The organism is Xanthomonas albilineans, assembly GCF_009931595.1.
Taxonomy (GTDB): Bacteria; Pseudomonadota; Gammaproteobacteria; order Xanthomonadales; family Xanthomonadaceae; genus Xanthomonas_A; species Xanthomonas_A albilineans.
The window spans coordinates 1,892,636-1,910,169 of the sequence record NZ_CP046570.1 but is presented as its reverse complement, the minus strand read 5'-3'; the positions used below and the strand labels follow the sequence as shown (position 1 = coordinate 1,910,169).

Here is a 17,534-nt window from a genome sequence, read left to right as displayed (position 1 = left end):
CAACAGGTCAGGCTTCGTCGCGCCAGCGACGCAGGTAGATCGCGGCACCGATGAAGGCGACGCCGATCGCTGCACCGATCCAGATATCGGGTTGCTGGAAGATGCGCCAGGCACCGCTGAGCTGGATCGTGTTGGCCAGGTCCTGCGCACTGTCGATCTGTGTCGGTGGCGCGCTTTTGCTCAGCACCGGCAGCCAGGTACCGGGCATCACGCTCAGCAGGCCGCGGTAGAGCACCGTGTACCAGATCAAGTTGTCGTTCAAATGCAGCATCGGCAGGATGTTCATCATGCTGGTGGTAACGCAGCCGAGGATCGGGATCAGCACTGCCCACAGGAACGGCTTGGAGCGTGCCCAGGCCGAGCAGAACATCAGCCAGCCGATTGTCGGCAGCGACCACATCGCGTAGATCGGCAGGTTGGACAGCACGCCGGCGATGATGTGCAGCGGATGCGAATGGGTGAAGACCGCGCCGCTTTGTTGGACGCCGTTGAACGACAGGGTCAAGGCGGTGACTAGCCACAGCGCTATGCCGACCAGCAGGCCGATTCCCAGCGCCAGGATCGGCGCCAGCAGCAGTGCCCATGCGGCCTTGGACAGTACCGTACTCAGATCCGACACCGGCAGTGATTTCCAAAACAGCACGCTACGGTCGCGGCGATCGTCGTACAGTGCGCCCAGCGCGTAGAAGAACACCACGAAGGCCATTACGATACAGGCCAGCAGCACGCCGGCCAGCATGGTGCCGTCGCCAATCGTGCCGATGATTTCGTGGGCCCTTTCCGGAGTATCTCCCAAATGGATGTCGTTGCTGTCGCCACTATGGCCTGCCACGCTGCCGATCATTGTCAGCAGCGCGTACAGTACGGCCACGATGCCGCCGGTGATGACCGGCGCCCATAGAAAACCGCCGCGATGTTCCCAAAACTCGCGCTTGAGCAGCCACTTGAACGTGGATATGGACGTGATGGTCTTGGCGGGAGTATTCATGCGTAGGTGCCCTTCATGATGGCGACGAACAGATCGGCCAGGCCGGGGTTGCGGGTTTCGCCGAGTGTGGCGAGGTCTGCCTGCGCCACGCTGTCGTAGAGAAAGACCGATTTGCCGAATGGCAGACTGCGCTCGTCGATGGGGTGCAGTGCACGCGCCTCCTCGCGGCGTTCGGCAGGTACCAGCAGTTCGGTGTAGCGCGTGGCAATGTCTTCTATGTCGGCGCTGAGCACGATGCGACCGTCGCGGATGAACAGTACGTCGGTGAGGATGTGTTCGACCTCTTCCACCTGATGGGTGGTGATGACGATGGTCTTTTGCGCGTCGAAGTAGTCCTCCAGCAGGCGCTGGTAGAACTCTTTGCGGTACAAAACGTCCAGCCCCAGGGTCGGTTCGTCCAGCACCAGCAAGCGCGCGTCGATAGACATCACCAGCGCCAGGTGCAATTGCACGATCATGCCCTTGGACATTTCGCGCACGCGCAGTTTGGGCGAGAGCTTGGTGTTGGCGAGGAAACGCTCGCATTTGGCACGGTCGAAGCGTGGATGCACGCCAGCGACGAAGTCGATCGCCTCGCGCACCCGCATCCAGCGTGGCAGTACCGCGACGTCGGCGATGAAGCACACTTGGTTCATCAACGCGTCGCGCTGCTTGCGCGGGTCCAGGCCGAGCACGCGCAGTTCGCCTTCCACTGCGGTCAGGCCGAGCATTGCCTTCAACGCGGTGGTCTTGCCCGCGCCGTTGGGACCGATCAGGCCAACGATACGCCCGGGCTGGATGACGAAAGATGTCTCGGCCAGTGCTGGCTCGTTGTTGTAGGTCTTGCGCAATCCTTGCGCGAAGACAACGGATTCGGAGGCGGGGACAGCGGCGGTCATGGTGTTCTCTCCTTTGACAACAGGTCTTCTAACGTCAGGCCAAGACGCTGGATGCGTTCCAGTATCAAGGGCCAATCTTCAGTGAGAAAGCGTTCGCGTTCGCTGCCGCGCAGTTTCTGCGCCGCTTCCTCGGTCATGAACATGCCCAGTCCGCGGCGTTTTTCGACCAGGCCTTCGTCGGCCAATTCCTGGTAGGCCCGCGAGACAGTGATCGGGTTGAGTTTGTACTCGGCGGCGACCTGGCGCACCGAGGGGAGCGCGTCACCGGGTTTGATGAGGCCGTCGAGCATCATCGCGATCACCTTATCTTTCAGTTGCCGGTAGATGGGAGCGCCGTCGCTCCAATGAATGTCGCTCATGCTCAGCTCCGTGGGTGCAATACGCGTGCGAAGGAGAAGTAAGGCATCGACAGCGAGGTGCGCAGCTGTCTGGTCGTTGGTGGGGTGACGGGTGTTGCATCGTCGGCTTTGCCGGTGCGAAGGGGGCTGCCGCCATCAGCTCGCATCCGTCCCAGGCTGTACAGGGCGCCGATCCCGCCAGTCAGGAGCAGGGCGCCGACGATCAGTGCGGCTGGGAAGTGGTGCCGGAGGCGTTCGTGGCGCATCGTTTCTGTACTTGTTTATTGGTGTTGTACTTAACTATATCACTATTTCGTAGCGTGTCAACCCACCGCATCCCAACCTTCGGTATGGTCGCAGGTGTCTTCATACTCCATGGTGTCCGATGAAACTTCCCAAGCATTTGTTTTTCCTAGTGATCCTGGCTACTGTCGGTGCCGTCGGCAGCGCCTGGGCGGCCTCTTTGCTGGATGTGGATTACCGCCCGCTGGCCGGCAAGGACGCGATCAATCTGAACAAAACCTATGGCGGCAAGGTGTTGTTGGTGGTCAATACCGCGAGCAAATGCGGCTATACCCCGCAGTACGAAGGCCTGGAGAAGTTGCAGCAGCGCTATGCGGCGCAGGGTTTCAGCGTGCTGGGTTTTCCGTCCAACGACTTCATGGGGCAGGAGCCGGGATCGGAAAAGCAGATTCAGGAGTTCTGCACGCTGACGTATGGGGTCAAGTTCCCGATGTTCGAGAAGGTGCATGTGGTCGGCAACGAGGCAACTACGTTGTACCGGCAATTGACCCAGGCCACCGGCGTGGCGCCTGGCTGGAACTTCCATAAATATTTGATCGCCCGCGATGGTCGCGTGGTGGCGCAGTTCCCGAGCAAGGTCACGCCGGATGATCCGGCATTGCGCAGCGCCATCGAACGCGAACTGAAAGTGCAGTCCGGTTCACATTGAATGCAAAGCAACATCTCTGCCGTGCGTGCGACAATGCGGCCCCTGCGCCATCCCGGCGCGTGCAATTCACTTCTAGGAAAGTAAGCGAATGAAGATGGCAATACGCGGCGCCGCGGCGTCACTGGTGATGGGGATGGTGGTGATGGTGGGCAATGCGTTCGCGGAGGGGCCGGCGGTCAACAAAGCGGCGGCACTGAGCAGTGAGAAACAGAAGGTCAGTTACGCGATTGGCATGGATGTCGCGCGTTCGTTCGAGCCGATTGCCCAGGATATCGATCTGAATGCGTTGCAGCGTGCGATCGAGAATGCGTTCAAGGGCGGCAAGCCGTTACTGTCCGACGAGCAGACCAAGGCGACCGACACGGCGCTGCGTACCCAGTTGGCTGCGCGTAGCGGTCAGCCAGCGCCGGGTGTGGCACCAGGCAGTCAACCGCCGCAGGTCTCCAAGGAAAATGTCGGGCTGATGCTGGGCGACCGTGCGGTCGGCCCATCGTTGGCCCGCATCCAGAAGGACATCGACCTGCCGACGCTGCTGGGTGCGGTGCGTACCGTGTTTGCCAAGGGCGAGACGGTCATGACCCAGGAGCAGGCAGCGGCCACCCTGCAGGCATTCGGCGCCTCCAAGCAGGCCGCGATGGCCACGGAGAACCGGGAAAAGGGCAATGCCTTCCTGGCGCACAACAAGACCCAGAAAGGCGTGATCACCACGCCCTCGGGGCTGCAGTACATGGTGCTGCGTCAGGGCAGCGGCGAGCGGCCGATGCCGACCAGTAAAGTACGGGTGAACTACGAAGGCAAGCTGCTTGACGGCACTGTCTTCGATAGCTCCTACAAGAATGGTCAGCCGGCTGAGTTCATGCTCAACCAGGTGGTTCCGGGCTGGAGCGAGGGCGTCGCGCTGATGCCGGTCGGCTCAAAGTACCGCTTCTGGATTCCTTCCAACCTCGGCTACGGTGCCAAAGGGACGCCGGGTGGTCCGATCGGTCCGGATGCGACGTTGACTTTCGACGTTGAACTCTTGGGCATCCTTAAGTAACCGAAAGGACATCACGTGCGTGTTGCGATATTCGGCACCGGCTATGTCGGCCTCGTCACCGGAACGTGTCTGGCCGAGGTCGGCCACCATGTGATGTGCGTAGACATCGACCAAGCAAAGGTGGATGGGCTCAACAGGGGCGTGGTCCCGATCTACGAGCCTGGTCTCTCGCCGATGGTCAAGGCCAACCACGCGGCACGCAGACTGTCGTTCACCGTCGATGCGGCAAGCGCCATCGCGCATGGGGACATCGTGTTCATCGCCGTGGGCACGCCGCCGGACGAGGACGGGAGTGCCGATCTGCAGTACGTGCTGGCGGTGGCGCGTACCATCGGCCAGCACATCCAGGGGCCGACCATCGTGGTCAATAAATCCACGGTTCCGGTCGGCACCGCCGACAAGGTGCGCGCGGCCATTGCTGCGGAATTACAGGCGCGAGGCGTGGCGGTCGAGTTCGACGTAGTGTCCAACCCGGAGTTCCTCAAGGAAGGCGACGCGGTCGCCGACTGCATGCGCCCGGACCGCATCGTGATCGGCAGTAACAAGCCGACCTCGGCCACGCCCTTGCGCCGTCTATACGCTCCGTTCAACCGCAACCACGACCGTATCGTGGAGATGGACGTGCGCTCTGCCGAACTGACGAAGTACGCGGCCAATGCGATGCTGGCGACCAAGATTAGTTTCATGAACGAGATCGCCAACATTGCCGAGCGGGTCGGTGCCGACGTGGAGCGGGTACGTCAGGGCATCGGTTCGGATCCGCGCATCGGCTGGCACTTCATCTATCCGGGTGCCGGCTATGGTGGCTCGTGTTTTCCCAAGGACGTGCAGGCGCTGACGCGCACCGCGCAGCAGCATGGTCACACGGCGAAACTGCTGGACGCGGTGGAAGCGGTCAACGAGGCCCAGAAGGGCCACTTGTATGCCTTGATCCAGCGCCATTACGGTGACGCGCAGTGCGTGGCCGGCAAGACCTTCGCGGTGTGGGGGCTGGCGTTCAAGCCCAATACCGACGATATGCGCGCAGCCTCCAGTCGTCGATTGCTGGCGCAGTTGTGGGAAGCCGGTGCCAGCGTGCGCGCCTACGATCCGGAGGCGACCGACGAGGCCAGGCGTATCTTCGGCGAGCGTGCCGATCTGACCTTCTGCCGCGATGCTTTCCAGGCCTTGGAAGGTGCCGACGCGCTGGTGGTGGTCACCGAATGGAAGCAGTTCCGCAGTCCCGATTTCATACGGATGAGGGAATTGATCGCCGACGCAGTGGTGTTCGATGGCCGTAATCTCTACGATCCGCAGGAAATGGAAAGTTTCGGCTTGGCTTATTACGGTATTGGCCGTGGACGTTCGATCCATGCAGCATGATGTCTCTGTACAGGATAGGCTGTTGGAAAACCGCCTGATCGAATTGGAGACGCGCCTATCCTTCCAGGAACAGGCGTTATCCGAGTTGAGCGATGCGTTGGCCGATGCGCGTGCCGAAAGCCAGCGTAACGCGGCGTTGTTGCGTCATCTGCTTGAGGATCTGGGCAAGGTGCGCAGCACGCTATACGCCGATTCCTCCGACGAACCGCCACCGCCGCATTACTGATCCCCCGAATCGATCCGATCCCGTCCCGATGAGCGATACCCTACGCGACCAGTTGCTGGGCCTGGGCTTCAAGCCCGCGCCGAAACCCGAACGTCAGACTTCGTCTGGCGCACCGCCGTCGTCACGGGGGCGGCCGGGACAGCGCCCGGTACCGACGGGAGGGCGCGGCGAACGTGCTTCAGGCGCGGCGCCCGCCACCGGCAAGCCCGGCGGTAAGCAGGGGCGGCCGCATGCTGGCAGCAAGGTGCAGGCGGCCGGCCAGCCGACGCGGCGTCGCGAGGACATCGATCTTGCCAAGGCCTATGCGATTCGCGCCCAGCGCGAGAAAGACGAACGTATCGAGGCGGAGCGACTTAAGCAGGAAGAAGCACGACTGCGTCGCGAGGCCCGGGCCAAGCTGGACGAGCTGCTCAAGGGGCAGGCCCTGAACCAGGCCGAGGCCGATATCGCACGGCATTTCCCATATGGCGGCAAGATCAAGCGCATCTACGTCACTGCCGATCAGCTCAAGGCGCTCAACGCCGGTGAGTTGGGCGTGCTGCAGCAGAATGGCCGCTATCTGTTGGTGACTGCGGCATTGTTGGATCAGGCTGAGGCGATCTTCCCGGCGGCGGTGGCACTGCGTGTGGACCCGAATGCAGCGGCCGAGGAAGACCCTTATGCCGATCCGAAGTATCAGATCCCCGACGATCTGGTCTGGTGACCTCGGCGTTTCCTGGCATGCGATGCGCGGACGCAGAACGCTGCCGAACGCAGTCGGCAGCTGGGTGGAGATTGCTCAGGCCCCGGATGCGGCCTATGCCGCGATAACCGCATGACCTGAGCAACAACTGGTGGTCATTACATTGCCGATCAGTGCTTGCCGACGGCCTTATCGAAGCGTGCATTGACCTGATTCCAGTTGACCACCGACCACCAGGAACTGATGTAATCGGCGCGCTTGTTCTGGTATTTCAGGTAGTAAGCGTGTTCCCATACATCTAACGCCAGCAGCGGTGTGCCGCGCTCGGCGACCACGTCCATCAGTGGATTGTCCTGGTTGGCCGTGGTAGTGATGGCGAGCGAACCATCCGCTTTGAGGATCAGCCACACCCAGCCAGAGCCGAATACTTTCTTAGCCGCTTCGGTGAACTTAGCCTGGAAGGCCGCTTCGGAACCGAATGTCTGTACGAGCTTGGCCTTGAGTTTGGGCGAGGGGCTGCCGCCTTTGCCGACCGGCGCCATCACTGTCCAGAACAGGCCGTGGTTGTAGTCACCGCCGGCATTGTTGCGCACTGCCGTGTCGTAACGCGAGATGTGCGCCTGGATGTCTTCGAGCGAGGTCGTGGCCAGGTCCGGATAGTCTTTCACCTTTTCATTGAGATTGTCCACGTAAGCCTTGTGATGGCGGTCGTGGTGGATTTCCATCGTCCGCGCATCAATGGCTGGCTCCAGGGCCGCGTTCGCATACGGCAATGGTGGGAGCGAGAACGGCGCCTTGTCGGTGTCTGCGGCGGATGCAAGGTTGGCCGTTGCCAACAGCGCGGTCACGCATAGGGTTTTCAGGGTGAAGCGTTTCATCGGTTGATCTCTCCATCGGATGGGGCGCGCTCCCGTGGTGCACACGGTCTGGCGCTGTCATGCGTATCGCCGCAATAGTGTGCGTGAGCAGGTTCTGCGTCGGTAGACGATTCAGTCTATCGGTAATCCGTAGAGAACACTGCGTCGGCGGGTATTAGAGTACGACAGAGCGAAGATGCCGACCACGCAGGATACGGTTCGGCCGGGGCGGTCACGGCGTAGCGTTGTGACATCGATACGATTGTGGCGACCTGCCGCGTACCGTGTCGACGCCTCATTGTCACCAGACCAGGGATCGACGTGTTGTCGGCAGATTGGTGGAGACCAGGTCAGTGGAGTGGGCTGTGGCCTTGCAGCACTCAATGCAACCAGATATCCGCCAGCAGCTTCACGTTGAACACCACAATCAGCCCGGCGATGACCCAGGACAACCAGCCCAGCCAGCGCCGCACCACCAACGAACCCATTTTGCGTTTGTCGGTGACGAAGCGCACCAGCGGAATGACCGCGAACGGCAGTTGCATCGACAGCAATACCTGACTCAGTACCAGCAGCTTGGCGGTGCCCTGTTCGCCATACAGCCAGGTGACCACGATCACCGGGACGATCGCCAGGCCACGGGTCAGCAGGCGCCGTGCCCAAGCCGGTAGGCGCAGGTGCAGGAAGCCTTCCATGACGATCTGTCCGGCTAGCGTGGCAGTCACGGTGGAGTTGATGCCCGAAGCCAGCAGCGCCACTGCGAACAGTGTTGAGGCCAGACCGACGCCGAGCATCGGCGCCAGCAGTTGATGGGCTTGTTCGATTTCTTCGACGTCGGTGCGGCCATGCGCATGGAACACGGCGGCGGCCAGGATCAGGATCGCGGCGTTGACGAACAAGGCCAGGCTAAGCGCGATGGTGCTGTCGGTCAGCGCCCAGCGCAGAGCGGAACGGCGGCCCTGGTCGCTGCGCTCGTAAGCGCGGGTTTGCACGATCGATGAGTGCAGGTATAGGTTGTGCGGCATCACCGTCGCACCGATGATGCCGATGGCCAGATACAGGGCGGCCGGGTCGGTGACCACTTGCGGGTGCGGGATGAAGCCGGCCAGCACCTCGCGTAGTGGCGGCGCGGCCAGTGCGATCTGCGCGATGAAGCAGACGAAGATCACCACCAGCAAGGCGATCACGAAGGCCTCCAGAGCGCGGAAGCCGCGGCGCATCAAATGCAGCACCAGCAGCGCGTCGATCGCGGTGATGATCGCACCGGCAGTGAGCGGGATGCCGAACAGCAGCTTCAGCGCGATCGCGGTGCCGATCACTTCGGCCAGGTCGCAGGCGACGATGGCCGCTTCGCAAGCCAGCCACAACAGGATATTCACCGGTCTGGAGTAGTGCGCGCGGCAGGCCTGTGCTAGGTCGTGGCCGGTGGCGATGCCGAGGCGCGCTGCCAATCCTTGCAGCACGATCGCCATCAAGTTGGAGAGCAGGATCACCGAGAGCAGCAAGTAGCCGAAGTGCGAGCCGCCTGCGATGTCGGTCGCCCAGTTGCCCGGGTCCATGTAGCCGACGGAGACCATGTAGCCCGGTCCCAAGAAGGCCAGGAAACGCCGCCATCCGCGTCCGCTCCCGGGCACGGGGACGCTGGCATGCAGGTGGCCCAGCGTGGGACGCGCATCGCCGCTTGTCGCGGGCAATGTGCTGGCGGAGGTGGGTAGGGGCAGAGGGTCGGCCATGGCAACGGGCAGCGGCGGCGGAGTGCGGGGTATTATATAGCAAATGCTATATGCTTTAGCATTGACAATTAAAATCGCTGCGATCACTGCGATTTCGGCCAGAATAGACAGGCGGCTGGCATGCGCTGGCACCGGACAAGGGCGTTGCGATGCAGAAAAGCGGGAAGTCGATGGTGCCGGCGGCGGCGCTGCTCGACGCCGAAGTGCAGGTCGAAAGCTTCCGCCAGGTGCGCGAGGCGCACCGCCTGGAGCTGATCGAGGACTATGTGGAACTGATTTCCGACCTGCTCGCCGATGGTGGCGAAGCGCGGCAGGTGGATATCGCCGCGCGCCTGGGCGTGGCCCAGCCGACGGTGGCCAAGATGCTCAAGCGCCTGGTCAAGGGCGGCTGGGTGGTGCAACGGCCCTACCGGGGGGTGTTCCTGACCGCCGAGGGCGAAGCGCTGGCCGCAGCCAGCCGGCAGCGGCATCAGACGGTGGAGCAGTTCCTGCTGGCGCTGGGCATTGATGCGGATACGGCGCGCCGCGATGCAGAAGGTATTGAACATCACGTCAGCGAGGCGACGTTGGCGGTGTTCGCCGAGTTCGTGCGTAGCCACGGCCTTTTGCGATGAGCGGCGGCGAGGAGCCGCAGGCGCGCGACGAACGCTGGATGCGCCACGCACTGGCGCTGGCCGAGCGCGCCGAGCGCGAATTCGATGAGATTCCGGTCGGCGCGGTACTGGTGTCGGCCGAGGACGCGGTGCTGGGCGAGGGCTGGAATCTCAACATTGCCGAGCACGATCCCAGCGCGCATGCGGAAATTGTGGCGTTGCGACAGGCTGGTCGCCGGCTGGGCAACCACCGTCTGCCTGGCAGCACGCTCTACGTGACACTGGAGCCTTGCGCAATGTGCGCGATGGCGCTTGTGCATGCACGCGTGGCGGAATTGGTCTACGCCGCTGCCGACCCGAAGACCGGTGCCTGCGGCAGCGTGTTCGATCTGCTGGGCGATCCGCGCCACAACCACCGTGTACAGGTCCGTGGTGGCGTGCTGGCGGCGGCGGCCAGCGTGCGGCTGACGAATTACTTCCGCGCCAAACGCGGCAAGCCGCTCGTTGGCGATTGAGCCTGTGCGCCCCTGCCGGTGTCGCAAGTCACGCGGTATCATTAGAAAACGATACGCACACTCTCGCGCCGGCAGCTCCGTTGCGAACGATAGGATGGTGATATGGCGGAAAACCAAGCGGCGAACGATCGACTGATCTGGATCGATCTGGAAATGACCGGTTTGGATACCGAACGCGACTCGATCATCGAGATCGCCACGGTGGTCACGGATGCGCAACTCAACGTGTTGGCGGAAGGGCCGGAGTTCGCCATCGCGCATCCGTTGCAGACGCTGGAAGCAATGGACGAGTGGAACCGCAATCAGCACCGTCAGTCCGGGCTGTGGCAGCGCGTGCTCGACAGTCAGGTCGGCCTGGCCCAAGCCGAGGCGCAGACGATGGCGTTTCTGACACAGTGGTGCAAGCCTGGCGCCTCGCCGATGTGCGGCAACTCGATCTGCCAGGATCGGCGCTTCCTGCACCGCCAGATGCCACGACTGGAGCGTTTCTTCCACTACCGCAATCTGGACGTGTCCACATTGAAGGAACTGGCGCGGCGTTGGGCGCCGACGGTGTCCAGCGGGCTCGTCAAGACTTCCTCGCATACCGCGCTCAGCGACGTGCACGACTCCATCGCCGAACTGCGCTACTACCGGCCGTTCATGGGGGCGTTGGGCGGTCAGGGTGTCGGCTAAGGCAGGCTTCGTATCAGTTGGTCCGCGTTATCTGCGCGTGTTTGTCGTTTCTGCGTCGAGATCAGCGTGTCCGTGCCGGCTCTGCCGTGCTGTCGCCGTTATCGGTGACGCTCTTGCGAAATAGATCGGTGATCAGAGTCCCGTCGACGGCGTGGTGATACACGTGCAGGTCGCGCTGTGGGTAGGGAATGCTGAGACCGTTCTCCAGCAATTGGTTGCGGATCTGTTCCAGGGTGGTGCTCTTGGCGGCGCCGAAGTCGCTGTTCTTGGCATAAGCGAACAGCGTCAGGTCGACGGTGCTTTCGCCGAGCTTGGCGACCTGTACGAACGGCGCGGGCGTCTTCAGTAGAGCGGGGTTGTCCTCGGCGATCTGTAGAAGCAGGTCTTGCGCTTTCTTGAGGTCGTCGTCATAACCGACGCCGACGGTGATCTCCAGGCGCCGATTGGGCAAGGTGCTGTAGTTGACGATCGGCGCGGTGGTGATCGTGCTGTTGGGCAGAGTGACCATGCGCTCGTCGAACGTGCGCAGGCGGGTCTGGAAGATCCGGATCTCCTCGACCACGCCTTCTTGGCCGGCCACCACGACATGATCGCCGTCCCGCATCGGCCGTAGGACGATCAGCATCACGCCCGATGCGATGTTGGACAGCGAATCCTTCAGTGCCAGGCCGACGCCCAGTCCGGCGGCGCCGAGTACCGTGAACAACGACGTCGGCGGTACCCCGATTTTCTGTAGTGCGGTCACCAGCACCAGTACCAGCATCAAGGCATAGGCGAGGTTGCGCAGAAATTTGCTGAGCGTGCTTTCCACCCCTGCGCGTAGCAGCGCATGTTGTAGCCACAGGCTCAGGCGCTTGGCGATCCATATCCCTGCGACCAGGATGACCAACGCCACTCCCAAGTTGAGTGCATATCGAGCCCAATCCAGCTGTGTCCAATCGAACGTGCGCGTCGTCGGCGCGACCGACGATGCGCCCGTGGCCGCTGCCCACGCCATCATCCATGTGCCTGCCATCGCCTCAACCCTCGCGTTTGCGCTTGGCTAGACGCAGCCAGGTATCGACCACGGTGTCGGGATTCAGCGACAACGACTCGATGCCTTCCTGCATCAGCCACTCGGCCAGGTCGGGATGGTCCGACGGCCCCTGGCCACAGATGCCCACATACTTGCCCTTGGCCCGCGCGGCCCTGATTGCCATCGACAGCAGTTTCTTGACCGCCGGATTGCGCTCGTCGAACAGGTGCGCCACGATCGAGGAGTCGCGGTCCAGCCCCAGGGTGAGCTGGGTCAGATCGTTGGAGCCGATCGAAAAGCCATCGAAGATTTCGAGAAATTCCTCGGCCAGCAAGGCGTTCGATGGCACTTCGCACATCATGATGATCTTCAGGCCGTTCTCGCCCCGGCGCAGTCCGTTGCCGGCCAGGACCTCGATGACCTTGCGGCCTTCTTCCAGGGTCCGCACGAACGGAATCATCACCCACAAGTTATCCAGTCCCATGGTGTTGCGGACCTTGAGCACGGCCTCGCATTCCAGTGCGAACGCGGCGGCGAAACTCGGATCGACGTAGCGGCTGGCGCCACGGAAGCCGATCATCGGATTTTCTTCATGCGGTTCGTAGTGGCTGCCACCGATCAGGTTGGCGTACTCGTTGGACTTGAAGTCCGACAGGCGCACGATCACCGGATGCGGCGCCACCGACGCGGTCAACGTGGCGATGCCTTCGGCCAGACGATTGACGTAGAAGCTGACCGGATCGGCGTAGCCGGCGATCTTTGCATCGATCTTCTGCTTGGTCGCCGTATCCTGCTGGGCGTAGTTCAGCAGCGCGTTGGGATGGATGCCGATGTGCGCGGCGATGATCATCTCCAGCCGTGCCAAGCCGATGCCGGCGTTCGGGAGTTGACCGAAATCGAAAGCACGCTCCGGGTTGGCCACGTTCATCATGATCTTCAACGGCGCTGGCGGCATGTTGTCCAAATCGGTGCTGGTGCACTCGAAGGGCAGGCGTCCGGCGTAGATGTAGCCGGTGTCGCCCTCGGCGCAACTGACGGTGACGTCCTTGCCGTCTTCGATCAGCGCCATCGCGTTGCCGGTGCCGACCACCGCCGGCACGCCCAGTTCGCGGGCGATGATCGCCGCATGGCAGGTGCGGCCGCCGCGGTTGGTGATGATCGCCGAGGCGCGTTTCATCACCGGCTCCCAGTCGGGATCGGTCATGTCGGCGACCAGCACGTCGCCAGGCTGCACCCGATTCATGTCGTCCAGACTGCGTACCAGGCGTGCGACACCAGCGCCGATTTTCTGGCCGATGGCGCGGCCTTCGGCAATCACCTCACCGCGCTGTTGCAACGCGAAGCGCTCGATCCGGGTGGCATGGCCGCGCGATTTCACCGTCTCCGGGCGCGCCTGCACGATGAACAACTTGCCGCTGACGCCGTCTTTGGCCCACTCGATGTCCATCGGGCGCTGGTAGTGCTGCTCGATCATCAGCGCCTGCTTGGCCAGCTCCTGCACGTCTTCGTCGCTGATCGAGAAAGTATTGCGCAATGCCGCCGGGGTGTCCTCGATGCGCACGCGCTCGCCGGGCACCTCGGAATACACCATGCGGATCGCCTTGCTGCCGAGCGAGCGGCGCAGGATCGCCGGCTTGCCGGCCTTCAGCGTGGGCTTGTAGACGTAGAACTCGTCGGGGTTGACCGCGCCCTGCACGACCATTTCGCCCAGGCCGAAGCTCGCGGTCACGAACACCACCTCGCGGAAGCCCGATTCGGTGTCGAGCGTGAACAGCACGCCGGACGCGCCGACGCCCGAGCGCACCATCAGTTGCACGCCAGCGGACAAAAACACGTCCTCGTGTTTGAAGCCATGGTGTACGCGGTAGGCGATGGCACGGTCGTTGTACAGGCTGGCGAACACGTCCTTGACCTTGTGCACCACATCGTCGGCGCCGGTCACGTTGAGGAAGGTTTCCTGTTGACCGGCAAAACTCGCATCGGGTAAATCCTCCGCGGTGGCGGAGGAGCGCACGGCCACGGCCACGTCGCCGCCGCCGTTCTGGCTGCATAGTTGCGCATAGGCGTGGCGGATGGCCTGATCCAATGCCGGCTGCAGCGGCGCGTCAATGACCCAGCCGCGGATTTCCTTGCCGGCGACAGTCAGCGCAGCGACGTTCTCCACATCCAGGGTGGCGAGCTTGTCGAAGATGCGGCGATCAAGTGCGTTGTGCGCGACGAACGCCTTGAATGCGTCTGACGTGGTGGCGAAACCGCCCGGCACCGACACGCCCAATCCGGCCAGATTGCCGATCATTTCGCCGAGGGATGCATTCTTGCCGCCGACGCGGGCCAGATCGGCCAAGCGTAGCTCATGCAACCACAGGATGTTCTCGTTCAAGTGCGATGCTCCGTTTGGGCCATCGCCCGAGCCGGGCTGAATGGCCACGTCCGTGAGGGGAAAAATCGGTATCATGCAATGCACACTCGCACAGTGCGAGTGGGTGTATCCGTTGCGTGCCAGCCAGGAGCATGCAGGTCATGTCGACGATCAGACCGGTGTTCTATGTCTCCGATGGAACCGGCATCACCGCTGAAACCATTGGGCATAGCCTACTCACCCAATTCATCGGTTTCAACTTTGTTACCGACCGCATGGCATTCGTGGACGATGCGGTAAAAGCCCGCGAGGCGGCACAGCGGATCCATGCCGCGGGCGAGCGCTACCAGGTGCGGCCGATCGTGGTGAATTCCTGCGTTGACCCGCAGTTGAGCGTGCTGTTGGCCCAGAGCGGGGCGCTGATGCTGGATGTGTTCGCACCGTTCATCGAACCACTGGAGCGCGAATTGAACGCCCCGCGGCACGCGCGGGTGGGGCAGGCGCACGGCATGGTGGATTTCGAGACCTATCACCGCCGTATCAATGCAATGAATTTCGCCTTGACCCACGACGATGGCATCGCGCTGACCTACGACGAAGCCGATCTGATCCTAGTGGCCGTCTCGCGCGCGGGCAAGACGCCGACCTGCATCTATTTGGCGCTGCACTATGGCGTACGTGCAGCCAACTATCCCTTGACCGACGAAGATCTGGAGCACGACCGCCTGCCGCCGCGTTTGCGCGCTTATCGCAACAAACTGTTCGGACTGACCATCGATCCGGAGCGCTTGCAGCAGATCCGTCAGGAAAGGCGGCCGAATTCGCACTATGCCAACTTGGAGACGTGTCGGCGCGAAGTCGCCGCGGCCGAGAGCATGTTCCGCATGGAACGGATCTCAACCTTGAGTACCACGCATACCTCGATCGAGGAGATTTCCAGCAAGGTACTGACCACGTTGGGGTTGCAGCGCGAGATGTTCTGACAGCAGGCTCAGGCATGCCGGACTGAGCGGCGCAGAATCTGGCTGAACCGGCAGACTCGCGTTCGCAACGCGGATTTCCACAGTAGGCCTGCTGGTCCGATCCGTCAATGCTGCCGCTTACATCCTCCAGCGTGTAGGATCGGGGCATGCCGCACGCCCTGACCCGCAGCGAACGTATCCCCCGGCTAAGCCGATTTGCCTGGCTGATGGGGTTGTATGCCGAGAACTATCAGCACCTCAATCGCCTGTTTGTGCCGGCCGATCTGGCCGTGGGCAGTTACGTCTCCAGCATTGGTGACGGCCTGGACCTGCGCCTGGACGTGATCGAACACCATCGCTACACCGTCGAACTGCGCATCACCTACGACCTGTGCGACCCGGTGACCGGCGAGCCGGACCCGTCGGCCTATGTGCGTCTTTACCGCGACGCACGCCAAGCCGAAACCACCCACTGCTATGTCGGCCGCCGCTGGCAGGACGTGATGGGCTTGTATCCGCCGCCAGCCGAACTGATCAGCCACCGCATGCGCATGAATACCTTTCTCAGCAAGTGGCTGGAGTACCTGGCCGAGCGCGGCCACGGCGTGGCCACACTGAAGCCGGCGCCGCCGTTGCCACGCCTGCGACACGATACGGCGGCTCCCACCGTCTAAACGCCGCACTGTGCGGCATACTGCGCCACCGTCCATCGCCCTGCCAGCGCATGCCTTATACCCCCATCGTCGCTACCCTCGGCTACGTACTTTCTCCAGACCGCTCCCGGGTGCTGTTGGTCCACCGCAATGCACGGCCCGGCGACCAGCACCTGGGCAAGTACAACGGCCTGGGCGGCAAGGTCGAGGCGGACGAAGATGTATTGGCCGGAATGCGCCGTGAAATCCGTGAGGAGGCTGGCATCGAGTGCGAAACCCTGCAGTTGCGCGGCACCATCAGTTGGCCCGGCTTCGGCAAGCAGGGCGAGGACTGGCTGGGCTTCGTGTTCCTGATCGATGCCTACAGCGGCGAACCGTATACCGAAAATGCCGAGGGCAGCCTGGCCTGGGTGCCGGTGGCGCAGATGGCCACGCTGTCGTTGTGGGAAGGCGACCGCCATTTCTTGCCGTTGGTGTTCGACGACGATCCGCGTCCTTTCCATGGCGTCATGCCGTACCGCGATGGACGCATGCTGTCCTGGCGCTATTCGCGGGTGTGAGCTGTACATATCGGTGTTGGCGCGCGCGCTGGTTGTCCACAACGGCTGTGGATCGATGCCGGACAAGGCTGTGGGCAACGTCGACAAGTGGTTGAAATCGCTGGTCGCATGCGGTGAGTGGCGAAAAAATCGGCAGACGTCGGCACGGTTCTCCACAGCGGCTGTGGATGGAATCGCCGCAGGTCTGTGGATAAGCGCGGGACTGGTTTGCAGCGCAAGGCGGGTATCGATGTTGGCGAAAATAGTGCCAGGACCGTCACAAGAGCGTGGCCGCCTTGCAGACAGAGTTGGGAATGACACCAATTACTGCGCGATCCAGCCGCCATCGATGGCGATGGTCTGCGCGGTAATGTTGCGCGCGGCAGGGGAGGCGAGGAACGCCACGCAGCCAGCCAATTCGTCATAGTCGATGAACACCCCCTTGGGCATCGGCTTGAGCATTACCTGTGCGATCACGTCCGCTGCGGAAATGCCACGAGTGCGGGCTTGGTCGGCGATCTGCTTGTCCACCAGCGGCGTTTTGACGTAGCTGGGGCAGAGCGTGTTGATGGTGATGTCGGTATCGGCGGTTTCCAGTGCGATCACCTTGGAGAATCCGACCAGCCCGTGCTTGGCCGCGACATAGGCGCTCTTGTAGGGGCTGGCGACCAACGAGTGGATGCTGCCGATATTGACGATGCGGCCGAAACCGCGTGCGCGCATGCCTGGCAACACCGCCTGAGTCAGTCGTGCCACGCCGGTCAGCATCACTTCCACAAGCAGGCTCCATCTGTCCATCGGAAAATCCTGCAAGGGTGCCACGTGCTGCAAACCGGCATTGTTGACCAGCACGTCCACCGGGCGCGACAACGTGGCCAGGGCTGCCTCGATGCTGGCCGCGCTGCCGACGTCTAACGCCACCGACTCGGCCGAACCGCCGGCCTGACGCAATTGCGTGGCCACTGCGACGGCGGCGGCAGCGTCGAGGTCGCTGACCACGATGTGACGGTCACTGGCGGCGAGTTCACGGGCGATGCCCGCGCCGATGCCGCTGGCGGCGCCGGTGATCAGGACAGTCTGCATGGGGAGTACCTGTGCGAAAGTGGGGCGTTGAGCGTAACAGCGCACGCGGCAGATCGTAGCGGCGGCGCTCGCCAGTGCGGCGACACCA

19 protein-coding genes are annotated in these 17,534 nt (G+C 62.6%); 11 read left to right on the top strand and 8 right to left on the bottom strand.

Going from position 1 to position 17,534, the window contains the following annotated elements; all coding sequences use genetic code 11:
* Nucleotides 1–7: 7 nt before the first annotated feature.
* From XaFJ1_RS07965 to XaFJ1_RS07955, 3 genes are read right to left on the bottom strand one after another with little or no spacing between them, the layout of a single operon-like run.
* The gene (locus XaFJ1_RS07965; RefSeq protein WP_012916158.1) at nucleotides 8–988 is read right to left on the bottom strand and encodes a hypothetical protein; all 981 of its coding nucleotides are present in this window, start codon (nucleotides 986–988) and stop codon (nucleotides 8–10) included.
* Nucleotides 985–1,866 carry an ABC transporter ATP-binding protein gene (locus XaFJ1_RS07960; RefSeq protein ID WP_012916157.1) on the bottom strand — a complete coding sequence of 294 codons (882 nt, stop codon included), beginning with the start codon at nucleotides 1,864–1,866 and terminating at the stop codon, nucleotides 985–987. Before XaFJ1_RS07960 ends, XaFJ1_RS07965 begins: the two co-directional genes overlap by 4 nt.
* Complete coding sequence (locus XaFJ1_RS07955) at nucleotides 1,863–2,225, bottom strand: GntR family transcriptional regulator (RefSeq protein WP_012916156.1); 363 nt, start codon at nucleotides 2,223–2,225, stop codon at nucleotides 1,863–1,865. The genes XaFJ1_RS07960 and XaFJ1_RS07955 overlap by 4 nt, the downstream gene beginning before the upstream one ends.
* A 364-nt stretch (nucleotides 2,226–2,589) precedes the next feature.
* On the opposite strand from XaFJ1_RS07955, the gene XaFJ1_RS07950 reads away from it, so the two are divergent.
* From XaFJ1_RS07950 to XaFJ1_RS07930, 5 genes are all read left to right on the top strand, one after another.
* Nucleotides 2,590–3,156 carry a glutathione peroxidase gene (locus XaFJ1_RS07950; RefSeq protein ID WP_012916155.1) on the top strand — a complete coding sequence of 189 codons (567 nt, stop codon included), beginning with the start codon at nucleotides 2,590–2,592 and terminating at the stop codon, nucleotides 3,154–3,156.
* An 88-nt stretch (nucleotides 3,157–3,244) separates the two neighbouring features.
* Nucleotides 3,245–4,192 carry an FKBP-type peptidyl-prolyl cis-trans isomerase gene (locus XaFJ1_RS07945; RefSeq protein ID WP_012916154.1) on the top strand — a complete coding sequence of 316 codons (948 nt, stop codon included), beginning with the start codon at nucleotides 3,245–3,247 and terminating at the stop codon, nucleotides 4,190–4,192.
* Between the two features lie 15 nt (nucleotides 4,193–4,207).
* Nucleotides 4,208–5,554 carry a UDP-glucose dehydrogenase family protein gene (locus tag XaFJ1_RS07940; protein ID WP_012916153.1) on the top strand — a complete coding sequence of 449 codons (1,347 nt, stop codon included), beginning with the start codon at nucleotides 4,208–4,210 and terminating at the stop codon, nucleotides 5,552–5,554.
* Nucleotides 5,544–5,780: a SlyX family protein gene (locus tag XaFJ1_RS07935; protein ID WP_012916152.1), complete on the top strand. Its 237-nt coding sequence runs from the start codon at nucleotides 5,544–5,546 to the stop codon at nucleotides 5,778–5,780. Before XaFJ1_RS07940 ends, XaFJ1_RS07935 begins: the two co-directional genes overlap by 11 nt.
* A 28-nt stretch (nucleotides 5,781–5,808) precedes the next feature.
* A complete protein-coding gene (locus XaFJ1_RS07930) occupies nucleotides 5,809–6,483 on the top strand; it encodes a DUF2058 domain-containing protein (RefSeq protein ID WP_012916151.1) in 675 nt (224 codons plus the stop codon).
* 149 nt (nucleotides 6,484–6,632) lie between these two features.
* Here XaFJ1_RS07930 and XaFJ1_RS07925 read toward each other — a convergent pair whose 3' ends face one another.
* Nucleotides 6,633–7,340 carry a superoxide dismutase gene (locus XaFJ1_RS07925; protein ID WP_012916150.1) on the bottom strand — a complete coding sequence of 236 codons (708 nt, stop codon included), beginning with the start codon at nucleotides 7,338–7,340 and terminating at the stop codon, nucleotides 6,633–6,635.
* Between the two features lie 359 nt (nucleotides 7,341–7,699).
* Nucleotides 7,700–9,040, bottom strand: coding sequence for an Nramp family divalent metal transporter (locus tag XaFJ1_RS07920; protein ID WP_425509574.1), 1,341 nt, complete (start codon nucleotides 9,038–9,040; stop codon nucleotides 7,700–7,702).
* Nucleotides 9,041–9,201: 161 nt separating this feature from the next.
* Here XaFJ1_RS07920 and mntR point away from each other — a divergent pair, with 161 nt between their 5' ends.
* The 3 genes from mntR to orn all read left to right on the top strand — a co-directional run bounded on the left by mntR (nucleotide 9,202) and on the right by orn (nucleotide 10,835).
* Nucleotides 9,202–9,666, top strand: coding sequence for a manganese-binding transcriptional regulator MntR (mntR, locus tag XaFJ1_RS07915; protein WP_012916148.1), 465 nt, complete (start codon nucleotides 9,202–9,204; stop codon nucleotides 9,664–9,666).
* A complete protein-coding gene (gene tadA, locus XaFJ1_RS07910) occupies nucleotides 9,663–10,160 on the top strand; it encodes a tRNA adenosine(34) deaminase TadA (protein WP_012916147.1) in 498 nt (165 codons plus the stop codon). Before mntR ends, tadA begins: the two co-directional genes overlap by 4 nt.
* A gap of 102 nt (nucleotides 10,161–10,262) precedes the next feature.
* The gene (orn, locus tag XaFJ1_RS07905) at nucleotides 10,263–10,835 is read left to right on the top strand and encodes an oligoribonuclease (RefSeq protein WP_012916146.1); all 573 of its coding nucleotides are present in this window, start codon (nucleotides 10,263–10,265) and stop codon (nucleotides 10,833–10,835) included.
* Nucleotides 10,836–10,896: 61 nt separating this feature from the next.
* Here orn and XaFJ1_RS07900 read toward each other — a convergent pair whose 3' ends face one another.
* Both XaFJ1_RS07900 and ppsA read right to left on the bottom strand, forming a co-directional pair.
* Nucleotides 10,897–11,850, bottom strand: a complete 954-nt coding sequence (locus tag XaFJ1_RS07900; protein WP_012916145.1) for a mechanosensitive ion channel family protein — start codon at nucleotides 11,848–11,850, stop codon at nucleotides 10,897–10,899.
* 4 nt (nucleotides 11,851–11,854) lie between these two features.
* A complete protein-coding gene (gene ppsA, locus XaFJ1_RS07895) occupies nucleotides 11,855–14,230 on the bottom strand; it encodes a phosphoenolpyruvate synthase (RefSeq protein WP_012916144.1) in 2,376 nt (791 codons plus the stop codon).
* A 140-nt stretch (nucleotides 14,231–14,370) separates the two neighbouring features.
* On the opposite strand from ppsA, the gene ppsR reads away from it, so the two are divergent.
* The 3 genes from ppsR (at nucleotide 14,371) to XaFJ1_RS07880 (ending at nucleotide 16,384) form a co-directional block, all read left to right on the top strand.
* Nucleotides 14,371–15,192 (top strand): posphoenolpyruvate synthetase regulatory kinase/phosphorylase PpsR, encoded by an 822-nt coding sequence (gene ppsR / locus XaFJ1_RS07890; protein WP_045757280.1) that lies wholly within the window; start codon nucleotides 14,371–14,373, stop codon nucleotides 15,190–15,192.
* Nucleotides 15,193–15,338: 146 nt separating this feature from the next.
* On the top strand, nucleotides 15,339–15,845 hold the full coding sequence (locus tag XaFJ1_RS07885) for a DUF1249 domain-containing protein (protein WP_012916142.1): 507 nt from the start codon (nucleotides 15,339–15,341) through the stop codon (nucleotides 15,843–15,845).
* 50 nt (nucleotides 15,846–15,895) lie between these two features.
* Nucleotides 15,896–16,384: an NUDIX hydrolase gene (locus tag XaFJ1_RS07880; RefSeq protein ID WP_012916141.1), complete on the top strand. Its 489-nt coding sequence runs from the start codon at nucleotides 15,896–15,898 to the stop codon at nucleotides 16,382–16,384.
* 303 nt (nucleotides 16,385–16,687) lie between these two features.
* Here XaFJ1_RS07880 and XaFJ1_RS07875 read toward each other — a convergent pair whose 3' ends face one another.
* Complete coding sequence (locus tag XaFJ1_RS07875) at nucleotides 16,688–17,446, bottom strand: 3-hydroxybutyrate dehydrogenase (RefSeq protein WP_012916140.1); 759 nt, start codon at nucleotides 17,444–17,446, stop codon at nucleotides 16,688–16,690.
* Nucleotides 17,447–17,534 lie beyond the last annotated feature (88 nt).